This is a genomic window from Aminobacter sp. J41 (assembly GCF_000526635.1).
Classification (GTDB): Bacteria; Pseudomonadota; Alphaproteobacteria; order Rhizobiales; family Rhizobiaceae; genus Aerobium.
Window position 1 is genome coordinate 1 of sequence record NZ_JAGL01000019.1, and the last position, 15,949, is coordinate 15,949.

The window sequence follows — 15,949 nt, forward strand, 5'->3', positions numbered from 1 at the left end:
ACAGCCGCTCGGCATAGGCATCAAGCTTGCTCGGCCGATCCGGCACCTGGAAGCGGGGCTCCACCTCGTCGGATCGCAGGTATTTGCGGATCGTGTTCCGCGACAGTCCCGTGCGCCGTGCAATCTCCCGGATCGAATGTCCATCCCGCAGATGCCAGCGTCGGATAACGCTCAGTAACGCCATGTCTATCACTCCAAAATCCCCTGCGATCAACCAGCAGGGGTGGGTTCAAACATGGGTCACTTCTCAATGGAAAAACCGCCCAATCCCGGGTCAGTTCTCGGCGGAAATCAACAGAATAGCTTTATGGGCGCTGTGGCAGGGATATACGATGCGACTGGCGCACGGATCGGCTTCTTTAACAGGGCCGAAGACGCCGAGTATGTCGTGTCTTTGTCCGCCCACATCGAGGCCCTAGAGGCGCGGCTTGCCGAGGCGAAGGCAGAGCGCGACGAGTACTACGCCCGAGGCTTCGGCCTGCGCTCCCATGTGGTGCGCTACCTCAACAGGAACGTATCAAAAGAAACGCTGCGCGAGGCATTCATGAGGTGGGAGAGCGCATCCGGTACTCGCTTTTCAATCTCCCCGGCCGCCCTTGAAGCCACCCCGCCCGCGCCGATGGTGACGGAGGCGCTGACTATAGCGCACGAGGCGCTTGAAGCGGCAAGCGACCAGATACTGGAAAGCTACAGGACGTGGGTAGCCGACGATAAGGATGCCAAACCCCGATACGGCCAATACCCGCGCTATGACCAGGTAAACGCGGCAATCCGCGTTGTTTCCGAAGCCCTCACAGCATCGGAGGCCAAACAATGATGCGCCTTCTCTGCTGGCTTGGGCTGCATCAGTGGCGACCCACATCCACCTTCACCTGCAACCCTCACGACACCGGCTATTGGTGCCGTCGCTGCTACCGGGAGGCCAAAATGACAGATCCTGGGGGATTGTTCGCGAGGAGGAATACTGGAGTGAAGTGGCTTCTTGAGAAGTGGCGGGCACGACGGAACCTCCGTCGCGCACAAAAATGGGCGGAGGAGAATGGTCGACCACTTGGCCCTCTGCTGCGCATTGATGAGTTCCGCGACGGCAAGAAATTCCGGGTCTACGAACTACCAGCGACAGACAGTCGACCATCTGACGTTCTTTTCGTTCCAGATTGATAGAGGTGCACAAGCGATGTGCAAGTTCTGCGACAAGCGAGAGCAGCGCAGGAAAGCGCTCCTGAATGCGCTGAAGCCTAACACCGTCGTGACGTCAGACCAGCTTGCCGGGGTGCTCGGTGTCACCCCGCGCTCGGTCTATCGCCAGATCCGCGCTCTGCGCCAGTCAGGCATCCGCGTCGATGGTCAAGCTGGCGTCGGCTACATGCTGCGCAGGGAGCGTGCCCGCGCATGAGCATCGCCCGAGAAAACGGCCTCCTGCAGGTCTGCTGTGATTCCTGCCCGGCCAGCTACCCGAACACGTACCTTGCCGAGGATTTCAGCGTGATGATCGCCGACGCGAAGACCGCCGGCTGGATCATCCGCAAGGCAGGCCCGGCACGCGACGACACCGGCACGGCTGACCTGTTCGGTTCCGCGCCGCGCGTCGCCGGCACGAAGCCGGACGAGCCCTACACCCACACCTGCCCCGACTGCGCAAACCCGATCGAAACCGGAGGTTTGTTGTGACATGACGAGATCGCTCGCCATCACCCAGCGCCAGGCTCAGGTTCTTCTGCGCGCCGCCGAGGCCGAGAAGGCGATCGTCGAGGTGAAGATCGACGACAAGACCTTCCGCCTCATCCCGTCCTGCCTCGCGCAGACCGAGCAATCGCTTGCAAAATACAGGGATATCGATCTTTGATGATCACCATGCCGCGCAAGCTGCCGCTCTACGTATTCGCAGAAACGACCCGCCACGGAAAGAAGGCCTATTACTTCCGTCGCGGGAAGGGAAAGCGCGTCCGCATGCCGGATCCGTCCGCAAGAGACTTTGCGGCGGCATACGCGGCAGCGATTGCCGAGCACGCACCGGACAAGGACAGTCACGGCCGCTCGGCCCCGTCTCACTCGCTGCGCTGGCTGGTGCTGCGCTACAAGGAAAGCGCCGCCTGGCGGCAGCTGAGCGACACGACGCGCTACCAGCGCGACAGGATCTTCCTCAACGTGCTCGAGAAGTCGGGCGACGTGCCTTACGTCGCGATCGACCGGCGCACGATGCTGCGCGCCATGGACAAGCGCGCCGACACGCCGGCCATGGCGAACAGTTTCCTCAAGGCGATGCGCGGCCTGTTCGATTGGGCGCTGCGCAATGAGCACGTCCAGGTGAACCCGTGCGACGGCGTCGACCGCGTCAAGGAAGACGGTGAAGGTTTCCCGGCCTGGACTGTCGAGGACGTCATCGCCTATCGCAACTGCCACTCCATCGGCACCAAGCAGCGGCTCGCCATGGAATTCATGCTCCTCACCGGACTGCGGCGCGCCGACATGTCGAAGGTCGGCCGGCAGCACATCCGCGACGGCATCTTCTCGATGCGCACGGGCAAGAACGGCATCTGGGTGACGATCGCGCTGCCGCAGTATCTCCTCGACATGATCGAGGCGACCCCGCTGAGGGGCATGCACCTCATCGGCCAGGAAGAGAGCGGCGAGCCCTATACGGTCGAGAGCTTCGGCAACAACTTCCGCGACTGGTGCGACGAGGCAGGCGTCGACAAGAGCGCGCACGGCCTGCGCAAGCTGTCAGCGACACTTGCCGCCGAGGGCGGTGCAGCCGCTCACGAGCTGATGGCACAGTACGGCTGGACGAAGCTCGCGACGGCCGAGATCTACACGCGCGGCGCCGACCGCGCCCGCCTCGGCAAGAGGAATTCGACGATCGTCGCGGCCCAAATCGAGAACATATCCGCCCCGCACCTTATCCCGGCCGCCCCGCACCTTAAGATAAACATCTGAAAATAAAGGGGATTTTTTGGCGGTGGTGCCCCTGGCCGGGATCGAACCAGCACTCCTTGCGGAACTCGATTTTGAGTCGAGCGCGTCTACCAATTCCGCCACAGGGGCCCATAAGGAGATCCGGCACAGCCGGATGACGCGGACTATACGAGCCGCGGTGCTCGCGTCAATTGCAATTCAACCGCATCTCACGAAACCTTCACGCTTTTGGCAATAAAGCCGGAGGGCATTGCGGCGTGCGGTGCAGTATGGTGAAACATCCCCCGCGCCGAAGAACCAGTGGTTGCACCCGAAAACGAGTCGCTACCGTTCCCCGGCACGCAAGAAGACGAACCGAACCGGCATCTGCAGCTGCCGGAGACTATCGAGGTGGGAATGTCGCTAGCAACTGCAACCGGCCGAACCCAAGCGATCAGCGCCGCACTTTCAGCAGCCGGCATGGCGATCACCGTTGGCACAGCACTCGGCTTTCAGCACATCGGCGGCTTCATTCCCTGCAAGCTCTGCCTCGAGCAACGCATCCCCTACTATGTCGGTGTGCCCGTCATGCTGCTCGCGCTGGTCTCGTCCGTGCTGAAACTGCCGCCGCTCGCCACTCGCGGCCTGCTGCTCGTCGGAGCGCTGCTGATGACCTGGGGCATCTGGCTCGGCGTCTATCATTCCGGCGTCGAATGGGGGTTCTGGCCGGGACCCACCGACTGCGGCGCGGTTGCGCCGTCGTCCGGCGGAGGCAGCCTGCTTGACCAGCTCGATGCGGTGGTTCCGCCATCCTGCGATCAGGCGGCTGGGCGCTTCCTTGGGCTGTCCTTCGCAGGCTGGAACGTGGTCGCCAGCGCCATCCTTGCGGCGATGTCCTATGCCGCGGCTTTCAGGAAGGACTGAGCGGGCCTACGGCTCCAGTTCGACATCCCAATAGAGAAAGTCCATCCAGCTTTCGTGCAGATAGTTGGGTGGGAACAGCCTGCCGTTGTTGTGCAGGTCCTGCACCGTCGGCTGGTACGGAGGCTGCCGCGGCCACATCTGAGCCTGGGCCGGAAGCAGCCCGCCCTTCCTGAGGTTGCAGGCCGAGCAGGCTGCAACGATGTTGTCCCAGGTAGTGGCACCGCCGCAGCGGCGGGGAATGACGTGGTCGAAGGTCAGCTCGTGATGCGCGCCGCAATACTGGCACTGGAAGCGGTCACGCAGGAACACATTGAACCGCGTGAAGGCCGGGTATCGGGACGGCTTGACGTAGCTTTTCAGCGAGACGACGCTGGGCAGCTTCATCTCGAAGGACGGCGACGAGACCGAGTGTTCGTATTCGGCGACGATGTTGACGCGGTCGAGGAACACCGCCTTGATCGCGTCCTGCCAGGACCACAACGACAAGGGGTAGTAGCTTAGCGGACGGTAGTCCGCATTCAGCACCAGTGCCGGCAGGCTGTCTGGTGACACTGCGATCGTCACTAACGTTCCTCCTCGGGCTCGTATTTCGACGATGCAGATAATGTAATCCCGCTGTTGCACTATTGTGAAGCAAGAATCTCACAGTGAATGCTCGGGCATTACCTTGATTTTGCAGCCGCTTCTGCTGTCTCGACTACCGGCGCTGCATCGCGCCCCCGCCATTTGCGCCAGTGTGCCCAGAACAGGCGCGCCGCGACCGAACGCCAAGGCGACCATGATTCGGCCATCGCCGTTAGCTCCCTGATCGTCGGGCGGCCATCGAGCCCCAAAGCATCGGCCACCGCGCCCTGCAGCGCAACATCCCCTGCCGGGAACACGTCGGCATGACCGGCAGCGATCAGCAGGTACACATCAGCCGTCCACGGGCCGATGCCGTGGATGGCAGTGAGCCGCTCCCTGGCCTCTTCCGCGGAAAGATCGGTGAGGGTGTCGAGATCAAGTTCGCCCTCGACGATTGCGCGCGCCAGCGTCATCAGCGTCGCTTGCTTGGGCCGCGACATGCCGGCCTGGCGGAACGCCTCCTCGCCGCAGGTAAGTACGGTCGCAGCATCAAGCGGGTCGACCAGCCGCGTGAAGCGGGCAAGGATTGCGTCGGCGCTCGCGCGCGAGATCTGCTGCGCGGCGATGATCGACACCATAGCCGCAAATCCGCCTTCCGAACGGCGCAGCGGGATTTCGCCCGCCTCGGCGATCACCGGCTGAAGCCTCGGGTCGAGCCGGGCAAGGGCTTGCAGCCCCTTGGCAATGTCGGCCTCGGTTTCGATCCTGCGCATGTCGTCTCACTCCCGGGCTTGCGGGCAGCCCGTGGGAAACGTAGCAATCGTGCATTGGAAGCCACAACCCGTTTCACACCGGCCTCATGACACGTCCTGTCTTCCGCTTCGCGCCGAGCCCGAATGGCGAGCTCCATCTCGGCCATGCCTACTCGGCCCTGCTCAACGACCGGCTGGCGCGCGCGAGCAACGGCAGGCTGCTGCTGCGCATCGAGGACATCGACCTCACCCGCTGCACGCCGGAGTTCGAGGAAGGCATCTACCGCGACCTCAGCTGGCTTGGCATCCGCTGGGAGGAGCCGGTGCGCCGCCAGTCCGAATATTTCGAGGACTATACCCGTGCGCTGGAGACACTGGTCGATGCGGGGCTCGTCTACCCCTCCTTCATGAGTCGCGGTGAGGTACGCGCGATCATCTCGGAATCCGAAGCCGAGGGAAAAACGTGGCCGCGCGATCCCGACGGCGTCCCATTGTTCCCGCTGGCTGAACGGCATCTGTCCGAGAAGGAGCGCCGCTGGCGCATCGCCGAGGGCGAAGCCTATGCCTGGCGCATCCACATCGACGAAGCCGCGCGGCATGTCGGCAGCGCGCTTACGTGGGAAGAACAGGGCGAAGGTCCGGACGGCGAAAGCGGCACCATCCGCGCCAACCCGCAGGCCTGGGGTGACGTCGTCATTGCCCGCAAGGAGGTGCCGACCAGCTATCACCTGTCGGTGGTGATTGACGATGCGCTGCAAGGCATCACTCATGTCGTGCGGGGACGCGACCTCTTCCATGCCACCGGGATGCAGCGGCTCCTGCAGGAACTGCTCGGCTTCAGCGCCCCTGTCTATCTCCACCACGACCTGGTGCTGGCAGACGACGGCCGCAAGTTGTCGAAGAGCCGGCGCGACACCGGACTCGCGGCACTCCGGGAGGCGGGCCTCACGCCGGAGGATATCAGGCGGATGGTCGGTCTGGATTGAGATTGCCCAGCCGTTTGACGAGGGCCTTCAGCAGCATCAGCGCCGTGAGGCAGAGGAACGCGCCGACAAGCCCGCAGGCGACCGCGAACTTCTTGTCAGTGAGGTTCCAGCCGAACCGGATCATCAGGAACATCGAGAAGAAGAAACCCGCGGTGATGACGACCGCGTTTCCGGTAGCACCAAAACCGTCTTCGCCAACGATTGCGTCGAGCCCCAGCGACACGATGAACGAGAGGATGCCGACCATCGATATCGCGAGCAAAAGGCTCATAGCATCGAGTTTCAAGAACATCACAAATCCTTTCCGTCAAACGGATCAGGAAGCCCCGCTGTGTCCCGCACAAGAGGGCGTGAGCATGTGAGGTAATTCTTACATTTTAATTGCTTTCGTTGCTGGTATTGGATCAATAGCACTCTTTCCCGCCTGGACATTCCCTGACATGAAACGCGCCGTTCGACTTATTCCGCCCCTGTTTGTGCTGCTGTGGGCGACAGGTTTCATCGGCGCGCGCTACGCGATGCCGTGGGCCGAACCACTGACATTTCTTGCAGCACGGTTCGCGCTGGCGGCCGGCATTCTTTCCCTGCTGATCGTCGCATTCAGGGCAAAGTCGTTGACCCCGAAGCAGGCGATGCACGCGGCATTTGCGGGCGCGCTGATCCACGGCGCCTATCTTGCCGGCGTATTCTGGGCGATCCGCAACGGCATGCCCGCGGGCCTCTCCGCGCTCATCATCGGCCTGCAGCCGCTGATCACGGCAGTGATGGCCGGCTGGACCCTCGGGGAAAAGGTAATGCCCCGCCACTGGGCAGGCCTTGCCGTCGGCTTCGTCGGCATCGTCATCGTGCTGGCGCCGAAATTTGGCGACGCAATGGGCGGCGTGACGCCGATCACCTTTGCCGCCTGTGTCGCTGCAGCCATTGCCATTAGCGCCGGCACGATTTGGCAGAAGAAGTTCGTCGGCAGCGCTGACCTCGTCACCGCGACGCTGTGGCAATATGTCGGCGCAACCGCGCTGATGGCCGTTGGGCCCCTCGCCTTCGAGACCCGCACCTACACCCTCAACGGCGAGCTGATCTTTGCGATGGCCTGGCTGGTGCTGGTGCTGTCGATCGGCGCGATCTTCCTGCTGATGACGATGATCCGGCAGGGCGAGATGGCCAAGGTCGCTTCACTGTTCTACCTCGTCCCGGCTGTCACCGCCGTTATCGCCTGGGGGCTGTTTGGCGAGACGCTTTCGCCCGTTCAGCTCGTCGGTATGATCATCACGACCGTCGGCGTCGGCCTTGCGACGCGCGCCTAGAAGTCGGCCGGCCGCGTGACCTTGGCCCGCGCGTCGAGATAGCGCCGGATCGCGGCGTTCAGCTCGCCGCCGAGAATGAAGATCGCCGAGACGATGTAGAGAAAGACCAGCGCGACCATGATCGAGGCGAGGCCCGCATAGGTCGTCACGTAGGACGAGAAGTAGCTGAGATAGGTGGCAAACACCGTCGAGCCGACCACCCAGGAAATCAGAGTAAACGCCAGCCCCGGCAGGATGTCGCGCAGGCTGCGCTGGCCGGCTGGCAGCCACAGATGCACAGCCACCAGCGCCAGCACGATGACGACTGAGGCGATGATGAAGCGCCAGATGGTGATGGTGCCAAGATAGGGCCGGATCCACGGCAGGTGTCGCTGCGCGATATCCACCGCGATAGGCGCGACGACCAGCAGTGACGAGACGATCAGAAACCCGGCGGTGGCGATGATGACGAAGGCAAGGCTCTGCGCGCGCAGCCAGAAGATCGACCTTGTGTCGATCACTCGATAGGCGCGGTTGAGCCCGACCCGCAGCGCCTCGATACCGTTCGAGGCGAAGAAGGCGGCCGCGATGATACCGATCGTCAACACGTCGCCGCGCGGCACCGTCAGCACGCTCGTCACTTCCCGCGCGATCGGCTCGGCGATCGTGTCCGGCCAGGTGTCGAAGACGAGGTGGACGGCTGTGTCGGAAAAGGCCTGCGCGCCGAGAAAGCTTGCCAGAGACGTCGCAAAAATCAGGAACGGGAACAGCGCCATGAGCGCCGACAGCGCCAGATGGCTCGCCAATGCCCATCCATCATCGTTGTTGAAGTGCCCGAGAGCGTCACCCAGGATCCGTTTCGTAACAGCAAGTGAGCGAAGCATCTGTCCGGCCGATTGTGTCGCTGGCGCGAATATGGGAAGGAAAGCCCTCAAAAGGCAAGCGTGGGGATGGGAACGCCCCTTGCCGGTAGCCAGTTCCCGGCCGCGCAGGAGGAATAAGGCCCGTGTCCACAGCTTTCAACATCATCGCCGTCATCTTCATGATCGCGGTCGTGTTCGTTCTGATCCGCGGTCTCATCAACATGATGCGCGGCGGGTCAGGCCGGACTTCGAACAAGCTGATGCAAGCGCGCATTGCCCTGCAGTTCTTCGCGCTCGTGTTCCTGCTGCTGACGATCTATTTCGCCCGCAATAGCTAAAAGGTTTCGCTCCATGGTCGTCCTGAACAAGATCTACACCCGCACCGGCGACGATGGCACGACTGCGCTTGGCTCGGGCGAACGCCGGCCAAAATATGACCTGCGCATCGCCGCCTACGGCACGGTCGACGAGGCGAACGCATGCATCGGCATGGCGCGCATCCACACGGCCCAAAGCCACCCGGAACTCGACGCCATGCTCGGGCGCATCCAGAACGACCTGTTCGACCTCGGTGCCGATCTTGCGACGCCCGACACCGGCGAAGACCTTGGCTACGAACCGCTGCGGATCATAGCCTCGCAGGTGGAACGCCTCGAGGCCGACATCGACGCCATCAACAAGCCTATCAAGCCGCTTCGCACCTTCGTCCTGCCCGGCGGCTCGCCGGCCGCGGCCGCGCTTCACCTTGCCCGCACCGTCGCCCGTCGCGCCGAACGGCTGATGGTCGAGCTTTCGCACAAGGAAGGCGAGAAAGTCAGCGCCGAGGCGATCAAGTATATGAACCGCGTCTCCGACTTCCTGTTCGTTGCCTCGCGCGCCGTAAATGACAATGGGGACAGCGACGTGCTATGGGTGCCCGGGAAGAACCGGTAGCCCGCTTACGCGTGCGGGAGGAGAGCGGAACGCATGTTCATACCCCTGCATGACGCCAACGAGTTCCGCTACATCAGGGTCCAGTACGTCACGATGGCGATCATCGCCGTCAACGTCATCGTCTACCTTCTGACCACGCTCGGTAGCGAGGATTTCGTCAACGCCGCGGTCTTCGGCTTTGGCTACATTCCGTCGACCATCTTCGACATCGCCGAGCGCCCACCGGAGATGGTGATCGTCCCCGACGACTGGACGTTCCTGACCTACTCCTTCCTGCACGGCGACATCTGGCATCTCGGCGGCAACATGCTGTTCCTCTGGGTCTTCGGCGACAATGTCGAGGACGCGCTCGGACACTTCCGCTACCTGATCTTTTACTTTGCCTGTGCTGCCGCGGGCGCACTGATGCACGGGCTGATCGCGCCGGATTCGGAGGCACCTCTGATCGGCGCTTCGGGCGCCATCGCCGGCATCGTCGCGGCCTACCTGATCCTGCATCCGCGGGTGAAGGTCTGGGTGCTGGCGCTCGGCCGTATCCCGCTCAGGCTTCCCGCCTGGATCCTGCTTGCTTTGTGGATCGCTTTCCAGTTCGCAATGATCTTCATCGGCGGAGACGAGAGCATTTCCTGGGCGGCGCATGTCGGCGGCATCATCGCGGGCGCCGTGCTGGTGCTGATCCTGCGCCGACGCCCGATCCCGATCGCCGACGAGATCATCGTCACGCCGCGCGCGGTCGAGGTCGAGCGTCCTGCCAGCCCCGAGGCAGAGGTCCGTTCACCCTGGGGGCGCCATTAGGTCACCCCCTTTCAAACGGTTTGATCTTACCGTTTGTATTGACGGCTGTAAGCCGGATGACTACAGCCCTACCCATGTCGTTTTCCGGCAAGCAAGCAGCTTCAGCGGCTGTTAGCCAGTCCTGACGAGTTTCTCGGAGAGGTTTCTTACCCATGAAAGTACTAGTCCCAGTCAAGCGGGTCGTAGACTACAACGTTAAGATCCGTGTGAAGTCGGACGGCTCTGGCGTCGAGCTTGCCAACGTCAAGATGTCGATGAACCCGTTCGACGAAATTGCCGTCGAGGAAGCGATCCGCCTGAAGGAAGCCGGCAAGGTCGAGGAGATCGTCGTCGTGTCGATCGGCCCGGCTCAGGCTGCCGAGACGATCCGTACGGCGCTGGCGATGGGTGCCGACCGCGGCATCCTCGTCAAGGTCGACGATGTGGTCGAGCCGCTGGCGGTTGCCAAGATCCTCAAGGGCGTGGTCGAGGCCGAAGGCCCGCAGCTTGTCATCCTCGGCAAGCAGGCGATCGACGACGACGCCAACCAGACCGGCCAGATGCTGGCAGCCCTCCTCGGCTGGGGCCAGGGCACGTTTGCCTCCAAGGTCGAGCTGGGCGATGGCTCTGCCAAGGTCACCCGCGAGGTCGACGGCGGCCTGCAGGTCGTCGACATCAAGCTGCCGGCGATCGTCACCACCGACCTTCGCCTCAACCAGCCGCGTTATGCCTCGCTGCCGAACATCATGAAGGCGAAGAAGAAGCCGCTGGACGAAAAGACCGCGGCCGATTTCGGCGTCGACGTTGCCCCGCGCCTGAAAGTTCTGAAGACCGAGGAGCCGGGCGGCCGCAAGGCGGGCGTCAAGGTTAAGGACGTCGCCGAGCTCGTCGCTTCGCTCAAGTCCGCTGGCGTCATCTGATTTCGGGAAAGGGAGTTTTACCATGGCCATTCTTCTCGTTGCCGAACACGACAACGCCACCCTTTCCGACCAGACCGCGAAGGCACTCACGGCTGCTTCGCAGATCGGTTCGGACGTTGACGTCCTCGTCGCCGGCAAGGGCGCGCAAGCTGTCGCCGATGCCGCTGCCAAGCTGGCCGGTGTGCGCAAGGTCCTGCTCGCCGATGCCGACGAGCTCGCGGAGCGTCTTGCCGAGCCGACGGCGGCCCTGATCGTCTCGCTTGCTGGCGGCTACGACGCAATCGTTGCGCCTGCGACCACCACCGGCAAGAACGTGCTGCCGCGCGTTGCAGCTCTGCTAGACGTCATGCAAATCTCGGAAATCATCGAGGTCGTCTCGGCTGACACCTTCAAGCGTCCGATCTATGCCGGCAACGCCATCCAGACCGTGCAGTCGAGCGACGCCAAGAAGGTCATCACCGTTCGCACCGCGTCCTTCTCGGCCGCTGGCGAAGGTGGTTCGGCTGCGATCGAGACGGTTGCCGCTGCTGCAAACCCGGGCGTTTCGACCTTCATCGAGAACAAGCTGTCAGAGAGCGATCGTCCGGAGCTGACCTCGGCCAAGATCATCATATCGGGCGGCCGCGCGCTCGGCTCTGCCGAAAAGTTCCAGGAAGTGATCCTGCCGGTTGCCGACAAGCTCGGCGCTGCCGTTGGCGCATCGCGCGCCGCAGTCGACGCGGGTTATGCCCCGAACGACTGGCAGGTTGGCCAGACCGGCAAGGTCGTCGCGCCTGAGCTCTACATCGCCGTCGGCATTTCGGGTGCAATCCAGCACCTCGCCGGCATGAAGGACTCAAAGGTCATCGTCGCCATCAACAAGGACGAGGAAGCGCCGATCTTCCAGGTCGCGGACTACGGCCTCGTCGGTGACCTCTTCACCATCCTGCCGGAGCTTGAAAAGGCGCTCTGAGCGGGCATGGTAGCCTTCGGCTACTCATGCTAATGAACCCAAGGGCGGGGTAGACATTTGTCGCCCCGCCCTTTTTCATCTGACACACATACGGGCCGGTGAACGGCGTACGACGGGATCATCACGATGACGGGCAAGATCGCAACGATTGGTATCATTGGCGCAGGTCAGATGGGTGGCGGCATTGCACATGTGTCGGCGGTGGCCGGCTACACTGTGAAGCTCTACGACATTTCGGCCGAGCGGATCGAAGCAGGCATTGCCACGATCAGCGGCAACATGGCTCGCCAGGTATCGTCCGGCAAGATGGAGGAGAGCGTCCGCCAGGGCGCGCTGTCACGCATCATCGGTGCGCCGGAACTCAACGACCTCGCAGACTGCGACCTCGTCATCGAGGCTGCGACCGAAGACGAGACCATCAAGCGCAAGATCTTCGCGCAGCTCTGCCCGATCCTGAACCCGGAAGCGATACTGGCAACCAACACCTCCTCGATCTCGATCACGCGCCTTGCGGCGCAGACCGATCGTCCGGAACGCTTCATCGGCATCCACTTCATGAACCCGGTCCCGGTCATGAAGCTGGTCGAGGTCATCCGCGGCATCGCTACCGAGGAGAGCACCTTCGAGACCGCCAAGGAATACGTCACCCGCCTGGAAAAGACGATGACGGTGGCCGAAGACTTCCCGGCCTTCATCGTCAACCGCATCCTGCTGCCGATGATCAACGAGGCGATCTACACGCTTTATGAGGGCGTCGGCACCGTCGAGGCGATCGACACGGCGATGAAGCTTGGCGCGAACCACCCGATGGGCCCGCTGCAGCTCGCCGACTTCATCGGCCTCGATACCTGCCTGTCGATCATGCAGGTGCTCTACGAGGGGCTTGCCGATTCCAAGTACCGCCCCTGCCCGCTGCTGGTGAAATATGTCGAGGCCGGCTGGCTTGGCCGCAAGACCGGTCGCGGCTTCTACGACTACCGCGGCGAGCAACCGGTTCCGACGCGCTAAGCTGCGCCGTCAGCGCGGCGGGCGGTTCTGGTTCGCCTGCCGCAGGCGCGGCATCGCCCGAGCTTCAAAACCTTCCTCAAGCGTGGCGACACGCACCCGGTCGCGGCCCTGTTCCTTGGCGACGTAGAGTTCGTCGTCCGCCACAGCGAACAGTTCGGCATAGGTCGTTGCGCGGGAATGGACCGCGCAGCCGACACTCATCGTCAGCCGCAAGTTCTCCGCACCATGGTACGGCACGAATGTAGCCGCGGAGACGGCTGCACGGAGCCTTTCCGCAAGTTCGACCGCAATCGGCACCGTCGCGTGCGACAGGTAGACGCCGAACTCCTCGCCGCCGATACGTCCGCAAATGTCCTCCGGCCGCACAACCGAGCGGATCGCAGAGGCAATCACCCTGAGCGCCTCATCACCGCGTTCATGGCCGTAAGTATCGTTGATCGCCTTGAAGTAGTCCGCGTCCATGATCAGGAACGCGCCTTCCGCTGAGCCGTGCAGCCACTTCTCAACGCGCGTCTGGAAGGTGCGCCGGTTGAGGCAGCCGGTCAGGCTGTCCAGCGAAGCCAGATCGTTGAGCTTGTGATTGGCGATCGCGAGTTCACGCAGCTTCAGCGAGTGAAGGAAGAACAGCGGCGCGGCGATGATCAGCGGCAGGATGAAAGCTGTGATTATCACCCGCCGAAGATCCCCGGGCGGAAGATCCCGGAAGTTGAACCAGACGAACACCACGCAGATCGCGGCACAGATCAGTGGTCCCAGGGCCGTCCACATCAACACACGGCGCCAGGCTCTCGGTGACACGCCGTAAAACCGCGACAGCATTCTCGCCTCTCTTCCGGGAGGACACAGGTCCCCAAGAAGGACGGTCGCAATACATTCGTAAATATGCAGTTATTGAGGCACCTTCCCCATCGGCAATCCCAAGCGAAGCGGCTAGGCTACCGCGCCGCCGCGATCAGCCTCTTGGCATCCTCGCTCGCCCACTCGGCCGGGCCATTCATCGCGGCGAGCATGCAGCCGTCCTCATCGATCAGCAAAGTCACCGGCAGGCCCATAGCCAGGCCCTTGCGCTTGAGATCGTTGAAGAGGCCAAGGGTGGAGTCCCGGTAATAGCCGAGCGCGTAGACGCCGGTTTCTTCGAGGAAGGCCTTCGGCTTCTCGTCGCCGCCGGTGTCGACGTTGACTGCCACCACCTCGAACGTGTCGCCGCCGAGTTCCTGCTGCAGCTGGTTCAGCGCCGGCATTTCTTGGCGGCATGGCGCGCACCAGGTAGCCCAAAGGTTCATGAGCACCATCTTGCCGGAAAGGTCGGCAACGCTCATCGGCTTGCCTTCCGGAGAGTTGAACTTGAGGTCCTGCAACGGCCGCGGCGGCTTTGCGCCCATCATCGCGGCGACCTCGCCGCGCGCCGCGCCGTCGATCGCGTCAGCGCGTTCCTGCTTTGCCGCGCATGACTTTTCCTCGGCCGTCATTGATGTTTCATCGACCGCGACCTGCGCTGCGTTGTTGCCAGAACTGCCGCCCATCACGTATACGCCGAGGGCGCCTGCGATCATGCCGGCCACGACGGCGACTGCGATCAGGCGGCCCGTCGGCAAATGAAGCTTTCCGTTTGCCATTCCATCAGTCCAGTCACTTTCCGGGGTCCGGGTTAGCACGATGAACGAGAACAAGACCAGCAACCAGATGTGGGGCGGACGTTTTGCCTCTGGACCGGCCGCGATCATGGAGGCGATCAACGCCTCGATCTCGTTCGACAAGAAGCTCTACGCCCAGGACATCCGCGGTTCCATTGCTCACTCCGAAATGCTGGCCGAAACGGGCATCATTTCGAAGGAAGATCAAGAAAAGATCGCTCACGGGCTGAACACGATTTTGTCGGAGATCGAGAGCGGCAAGTTCGAGTTCTCGACCCGTCTCGAGGACATTCACATGAATGTCGAGGCGCGGCTCGCCGAGCTGATCGGCCCGTCGGCTGGTCGCCTGCACACCGCCCGCTCGCGCAACGACCAGGTTGCCGTCGACTTCCGCCTCTGGGTCAAGGAAGAGCTGCAGCGCGTCGAGGGCGCGCTGGTCGCCCTGATCGGCGCATTCCTCGATAAGGCAGAGACGCATGCCGCGACTGTCATGCCGGGCTTCACGCATCTGCAGACCGCGCAGCCGGTGACCTTCGGCCATCACTGCATGGCCTATGTCGAGATGTTCGCGCGTGATCTGTCGCGCGTCCGCGACGCGATCGAACGCATGGATGAGTCGCCGCTTGGCGCCGCTGCGCTTGCCGGCACCGGCTTCCCCATCGACCGCCACATGACGGCGAAGGCGCTCGGCTTCCGCGAGCCGACCCGTAACTCGATCGACAGCGTCTCCGACCGCGACTTCGCGCTTGAATTCCTGTCGCTGGCTTCGATCTGCGCCACCCACCTGTCGCGCCTTGCCGAAGAGATCGTCATCTGGTCGACGCCGCAGTTCGGCTTCATCCGCCTGTCGGACCAGTTCTCGACCGGCTCCTCGATCATGCCGCAGAAGAAGAACCCAGATGCGGCCGAGCTGGTGCGCGCCAAGACCGGCCGCATCAACGGCCACCTGATCGGCCTGCTGACGGTGATGAAGGGCCTGCCGCTCGCCTATTCCAAGGACATGCAGGAAGACAAGGAAGCGGTGTTCGACGCCGCCGAGACGCTCGACCTGATGATCGCCGCGATGACCGGCATGGTTACCGACATGACGGTCAATGAGGCCGCCATGAAGAAGGCTGCCGGCTCGGGATACTCGACGGCGACCGACCTCGCCGACTGGCTGGTGCGCGAGGCCGGCCTGCCGTTCCGCGAGGCGCACCACGTCACGGGCCGAGCCGTGGCCCTTGCCGAGCAGAAGAAGGTTCCGCTCGAGAAGCTGTCGCTGGAAGACCTCAAGGCGATCGACGAGCGCATCACCGACGCCGTCTTCGGCGTGCTCTCAGTCAACGCCTCGGTCAAGAGCCGCGCTTCCTTCGGCGGCACGGCCCCGGCGCAGGTCCGCAAGCAGATCCGTTACTGGCGCGCACGCCTGAAACGGGGTGCAAGGCGCTGAAAACTTCGCTAAAAGGCTTCAGGACATAA

Annotated in this window: 22 protein-coding genes and 1 tRNA gene; 15 read left to right on the top strand and 8 right to left on the bottom strand. The window is 63.0% G+C overall.

The annotated features are described in order from the left end of the window. Positions 1-184, bottom strand: a 184-nt coding sequence (locus tag L630_RS0113345) for a helix-turn-helix domain-containing protein (protein ID WP_034330344.1), incomplete at its 3' end; no start/stop codon positions are given. A 66-nt stretch (positions 185-250) separates the two neighbouring features. Here L630_RS0113345 and L630_RS0113350 point away from each other — a divergent pair. From L630_RS0113350 to L630_RS0113370, 5 genes are all read left to right on the top strand, one after another. Next, a complete protein-coding gene (locus L630_RS0113350; protein ID WP_144708663.1) occupies positions 251-817 on the top strand; it encodes a hypothetical protein in 567 nt (188 codons plus the stop codon). Positions 818-1,177: 360 nt separating this feature from the next. Further along, on the top strand, positions 1,178-1,396 hold the full coding sequence (locus tag L630_RS23170; protein ID WP_024848755.1) for a helix-turn-helix domain-containing protein: 219 nt from the start codon (positions 1,178-1,180) through the stop codon (positions 1,394-1,396). Continuing rightward, positions 1,393-1,671: a hypothetical protein gene (locus L630_RS0113360; RefSeq protein ID WP_024848756.1), complete on the top strand. Its 279-nt coding sequence runs from the start codon at positions 1,393-1,395 to the stop codon at positions 1,669-1,671. Before L630_RS23170 ends, L630_RS0113360 begins: the two co-directional genes overlap by 4 nt. Position 1,672: 1 nt before the next feature. Further along, positions 1,673-1,846, top strand: coding sequence for a hypothetical protein (locus L630_RS22875; protein ID WP_156941762.1), 174 nt, complete (start codon positions 1,673-1,675; stop codon positions 1,844-1,846). Beyond that, a complete protein-coding gene (locus L630_RS0113370; protein WP_051473265.1) occupies positions 1,846-2,937 on the top strand; it encodes a tyrosine-type recombinase/integrase in 1,092 nt (363 codons plus the stop codon). The genes L630_RS22875 and L630_RS0113370 overlap by 1 nt, the downstream gene beginning before the upstream one ends. A gap of 23 nt (positions 2,938-2,960) precedes the next feature. Here the strand turns inward: L630_RS0113370 and L630_RS0113375 are convergent. Then, positions 2,961-3,045, bottom strand: a tRNA-Leu gene (locus tag L630_RS0113375). 267 nt (positions 3,046-3,312) lie between these two features. Here L630_RS0113375 and L630_RS0113380 point away from each other — a divergent pair. Beyond that, positions 3,313-3,819, top strand: a complete 507-nt coding sequence (locus L630_RS0113380) for a disulfide bond formation protein B (RefSeq protein ID WP_024848758.1) — start codon at positions 3,313-3,315, stop codon at positions 3,817-3,819. A 6-nt stretch (positions 3,820-3,825) separates the two neighbouring features. Here the strand turns inward: L630_RS0113380 and L630_RS0113385 are convergent, their stop codons facing one another. Together L630_RS0113385 and L630_RS0113390 are read right to left on the bottom strand one after the other, a co-directional pair. Further along, a complete protein-coding gene (locus tag L630_RS0113385) occupies positions 3,826-4,383 on the bottom strand; it encodes an HNH endonuclease (RefSeq protein ID WP_024848759.1) in 558 nt (185 codons plus the stop codon). Between the two features lie 98 nt (positions 4,384-4,481). After that, positions 4,482-5,156, bottom strand: a complete 675-nt coding sequence (locus L630_RS0113390; RefSeq protein WP_024848760.1) for a DNA-3-methyladenine glycosylase — start codon at positions 5,154-5,156, stop codon at positions 4,482-4,484. Between the two features lie 86 nt (positions 5,157-5,242). On the opposite strand from L630_RS0113390, the gene gluQRS reads away from it, so the two are divergent. Beyond that, on the top strand, positions 5,243-6,121 hold the full coding sequence (gene gluQRS / locus L630_RS0113395; RefSeq protein ID WP_024848761.1) for a tRNA glutamyl-Q(34) synthetase GluQRS: 879 nt from the start codon (positions 5,243-5,245) through the stop codon (positions 6,119-6,121). Here gluQRS and L630_RS0113400 read toward each other — a convergent pair. Further along, on the bottom strand, positions 6,096-6,407 hold the full coding sequence (locus L630_RS0113400) for a hypothetical protein (protein WP_144705171.1): 312 nt from the start codon (positions 6,405-6,407) through the stop codon (positions 6,096-6,098). The two genes, gluQRS and L630_RS0113400, sit on opposite strands and share 26 nt — an antisense overlap. A 154-nt stretch (positions 6,408-6,561) precedes the next feature. On the opposite strand from L630_RS0113400, the gene L630_RS21455 reads away from it, so the two are divergent. After that, positions 6,562-7,425, top strand: coding sequence for a DMT family transporter (locus L630_RS21455; RefSeq protein WP_034330346.1), 864 nt, complete (start codon positions 6,562-6,564; stop codon positions 7,423-7,425). Here L630_RS21455 and L630_RS21460 read toward each other — a convergent pair. Next, positions 7,422-8,288 carry a YihY/virulence factor BrkB family protein gene (locus L630_RS21460; RefSeq protein ID WP_034330347.1) on the bottom strand — a complete coding sequence of 289 codons (867 nt, stop codon included), beginning with the start codon at positions 8,286-8,288 and terminating at the stop codon, positions 7,422-7,424. The genes L630_RS21455 and L630_RS21460 overlap by 4 nt on opposite strands. Positions 8,289-8,410: 122 nt before the next feature. Between L630_RS21460 and L630_RS0113415 the strand changes: the two genes are divergently transcribed. The 6 genes from L630_RS0113415 (at position 8,411) to L630_RS0113440 (ending at position 12,854) form a co-directional block, all read left to right on the top strand. Then, positions 8,411-8,605: a twin transmembrane helix small protein gene (locus tag L630_RS0113415; RefSeq protein WP_024848763.1), complete on the top strand. Its 195-nt coding sequence runs from the start codon at positions 8,411-8,413 to the stop codon at positions 8,603-8,605. Positions 8,606-8,618: 13 nt separating this feature from the next. Then, positions 8,619-9,200 carry a cob(I)yrinic acid a,c-diamide adenosyltransferase gene (locus L630_RS0113420; RefSeq protein ID WP_024848764.1) on the top strand — a complete coding sequence of 194 codons (582 nt, stop codon included), beginning with the start codon at positions 8,619-8,621 and terminating at the stop codon, positions 9,198-9,200. Positions 9,201-9,233: 33 nt separating this feature from the next. Then, a complete protein-coding gene (locus L630_RS0113425; protein WP_024848765.1) occupies positions 9,234-9,995 on the top strand; it encodes a rhomboid family intramembrane serine protease in 762 nt (253 codons plus the stop codon). A gap of 152 nt (positions 9,996-10,147) precedes the next feature. Continuing rightward, the gene (locus tag L630_RS0113430; protein WP_024848766.1) at positions 10,148-10,894 is read left to right on the top strand and encodes an electron transfer flavoprotein subunit beta/FixA family protein; all 747 of its coding nucleotides are present in this window, start codon (positions 10,148-10,150) and stop codon (positions 10,892-10,894) included. A 22-nt stretch (positions 10,895-10,916) separates the two neighbouring features. Then, the gene (locus tag L630_RS0113435; protein WP_024848767.1) at positions 10,917-11,846 is read left to right on the top strand and encodes an electron transfer flavoprotein subunit alpha/FixB family protein; all 930 of its coding nucleotides are present in this window, start codon (positions 10,917-10,919) and stop codon (positions 11,844-11,846) included. A gap of 126 nt (positions 11,847-11,972) precedes the next feature. Then, entirely contained in the window at positions 11,973-12,854 is an 882-nt protein-coding gene (locus L630_RS0113440) for a 3-hydroxybutyryl-CoA dehydrogenase (protein WP_024848768.1), read from the top strand. A gap of 9 nt (positions 12,855-12,863) precedes the next feature. Here the strand turns inward: L630_RS0113440 and L630_RS0113445 are convergent, their stop codons facing one another. Together L630_RS0113445 and L630_RS0113450 are read right to left on the bottom strand one after the other, a co-directional pair. Further along, positions 12,864-13,526, bottom strand: coding sequence for a GGDEF domain-containing protein (locus L630_RS0113445; protein WP_186445262.1), 663 nt, complete (start codon positions 13,524-13,526; stop codon positions 12,864-12,866). A 263-nt stretch (positions 13,527-13,789) separates the two neighbouring features. After that, entirely contained in the window at positions 13,790-14,470 is a 681-nt protein-coding gene (locus L630_RS0113450) for a TlpA disulfide reductase family protein (RefSeq protein WP_024848770.1), read from the bottom strand. 40 nt (positions 14,471-14,510) lie between these two features. Here L630_RS0113450 and argH point away from each other — a divergent pair, with 40 nt between their 5' ends. Next, positions 14,511-15,920, top strand: a complete 1,410-nt coding sequence (gene argH / locus L630_RS0113455; RefSeq protein WP_024848771.1) for an argininosuccinate lyase — start codon at positions 14,511-14,513, stop codon at positions 15,918-15,920. Positions 15,921-15,949: the final 29 nt, after the last annotated feature.

Coding starts and splice junctions, on each gene's coding strand:
- L630_RS0113350 (WP_144708663.1), top strand. CDS start 251: ATGGAAAAACCGCCCAATCCCGGGTCAGTTCTCGGCGGAAATCAACAG.
- L630_RS23170 (WP_024848755.1), top strand. CDS start 1,178: ATGTGCAAGTTCTGCGACAAGCGAGAGCAGCGCAGGAAAGCGCTCCTG.
- L630_RS0113360 (WP_024848756.1), top strand. CDS start 1,393: ATGAGCATCGCCCGAGAAAACGGCCTCCTGCAGGTCTGCTGTGATTCC.
- L630_RS22875 (WP_156941762.1), top strand. CDS start 1,673: ATGACGAGATCGCTCGCCATCACCCAGCGCCAGGCTCAGGTTCTTCTG.
- L630_RS0113370 (WP_051473265.1), top strand. CDS start 1,846: ATGATCACCATGCCGCGCAAGCTGCCGCTCTACGTATTCGCAGAAACG.
- L630_RS0113380 (WP_024848758.1), top strand. CDS start 3,313: ATGTCGCTAGCAACTGCAACCGGCCGAACCCAAGCGATCAGCGCCGCA.
- L630_RS0113390 (WP_024848760.1), bottom strand. CDS start 5,156: ATGCGCAGGATCGAAACCGAGGCCGACATTGCCAAGGGGCTGCAAGCC.
- gluQRS (WP_024848761.1), top strand. CDS start 5,243: ATGACACGTCCTGTCTTCCGCTTCGCGCCGAGCCCGAATGGCGAGCTC.
- L630_RS21455 (WP_034330346.1), top strand. CDS start 6,562: ATGAAACGCGCCGTTCGACTTATTCCGCCCCTGTTTGTGCTGCTGTGG.
- L630_RS21460 (WP_034330347.1), bottom strand. CDS start 8,288: ATGCTTCGCTCACTTGCTGTTACGAAACGGATCCTGGGTGACGCTCTC.
- L630_RS0113420 (WP_024848764.1), top strand. CDS start 8,619: ATGGTCGTCCTGAACAAGATCTACACCCGCACCGGCGACGATGGCACG.
- L630_RS0113425 (WP_024848765.1), top strand. CDS start 9,234: ATGTTCATACCCCTGCATGACGCCAACGAGTTCCGCTACATCAGGGTC.
- L630_RS0113430 (WP_024848766.1), top strand. CDS start 10,148: ATGAAAGTACTAGTCCCAGTCAAGCGGGTCGTAGACTACAACGTTAAG.
- L630_RS0113435 (WP_024848767.1), top strand. CDS start 10,917: ATGGCCATTCTTCTCGTTGCCGAACACGACAACGCCACCCTTTCCGAC.
- L630_RS0113440 (WP_024848768.1), top strand. CDS start 11,973: ATGACGGGCAAGATCGCAACGATTGGTATCATTGGCGCAGGTCAGATG.
- L630_RS0113450 (WP_024848770.1), bottom strand. CDS start 14,470: ATGGCAAACGGAAAGCTTCATTTGCCGACGGGCCGCCTGATCGCAGTC.
- argH (WP_024848771.1), top strand. CDS start 14,511: ATGAACGAGAACAAGACCAGCAACCAGATGTGGGGCGGACGTTTTGCC.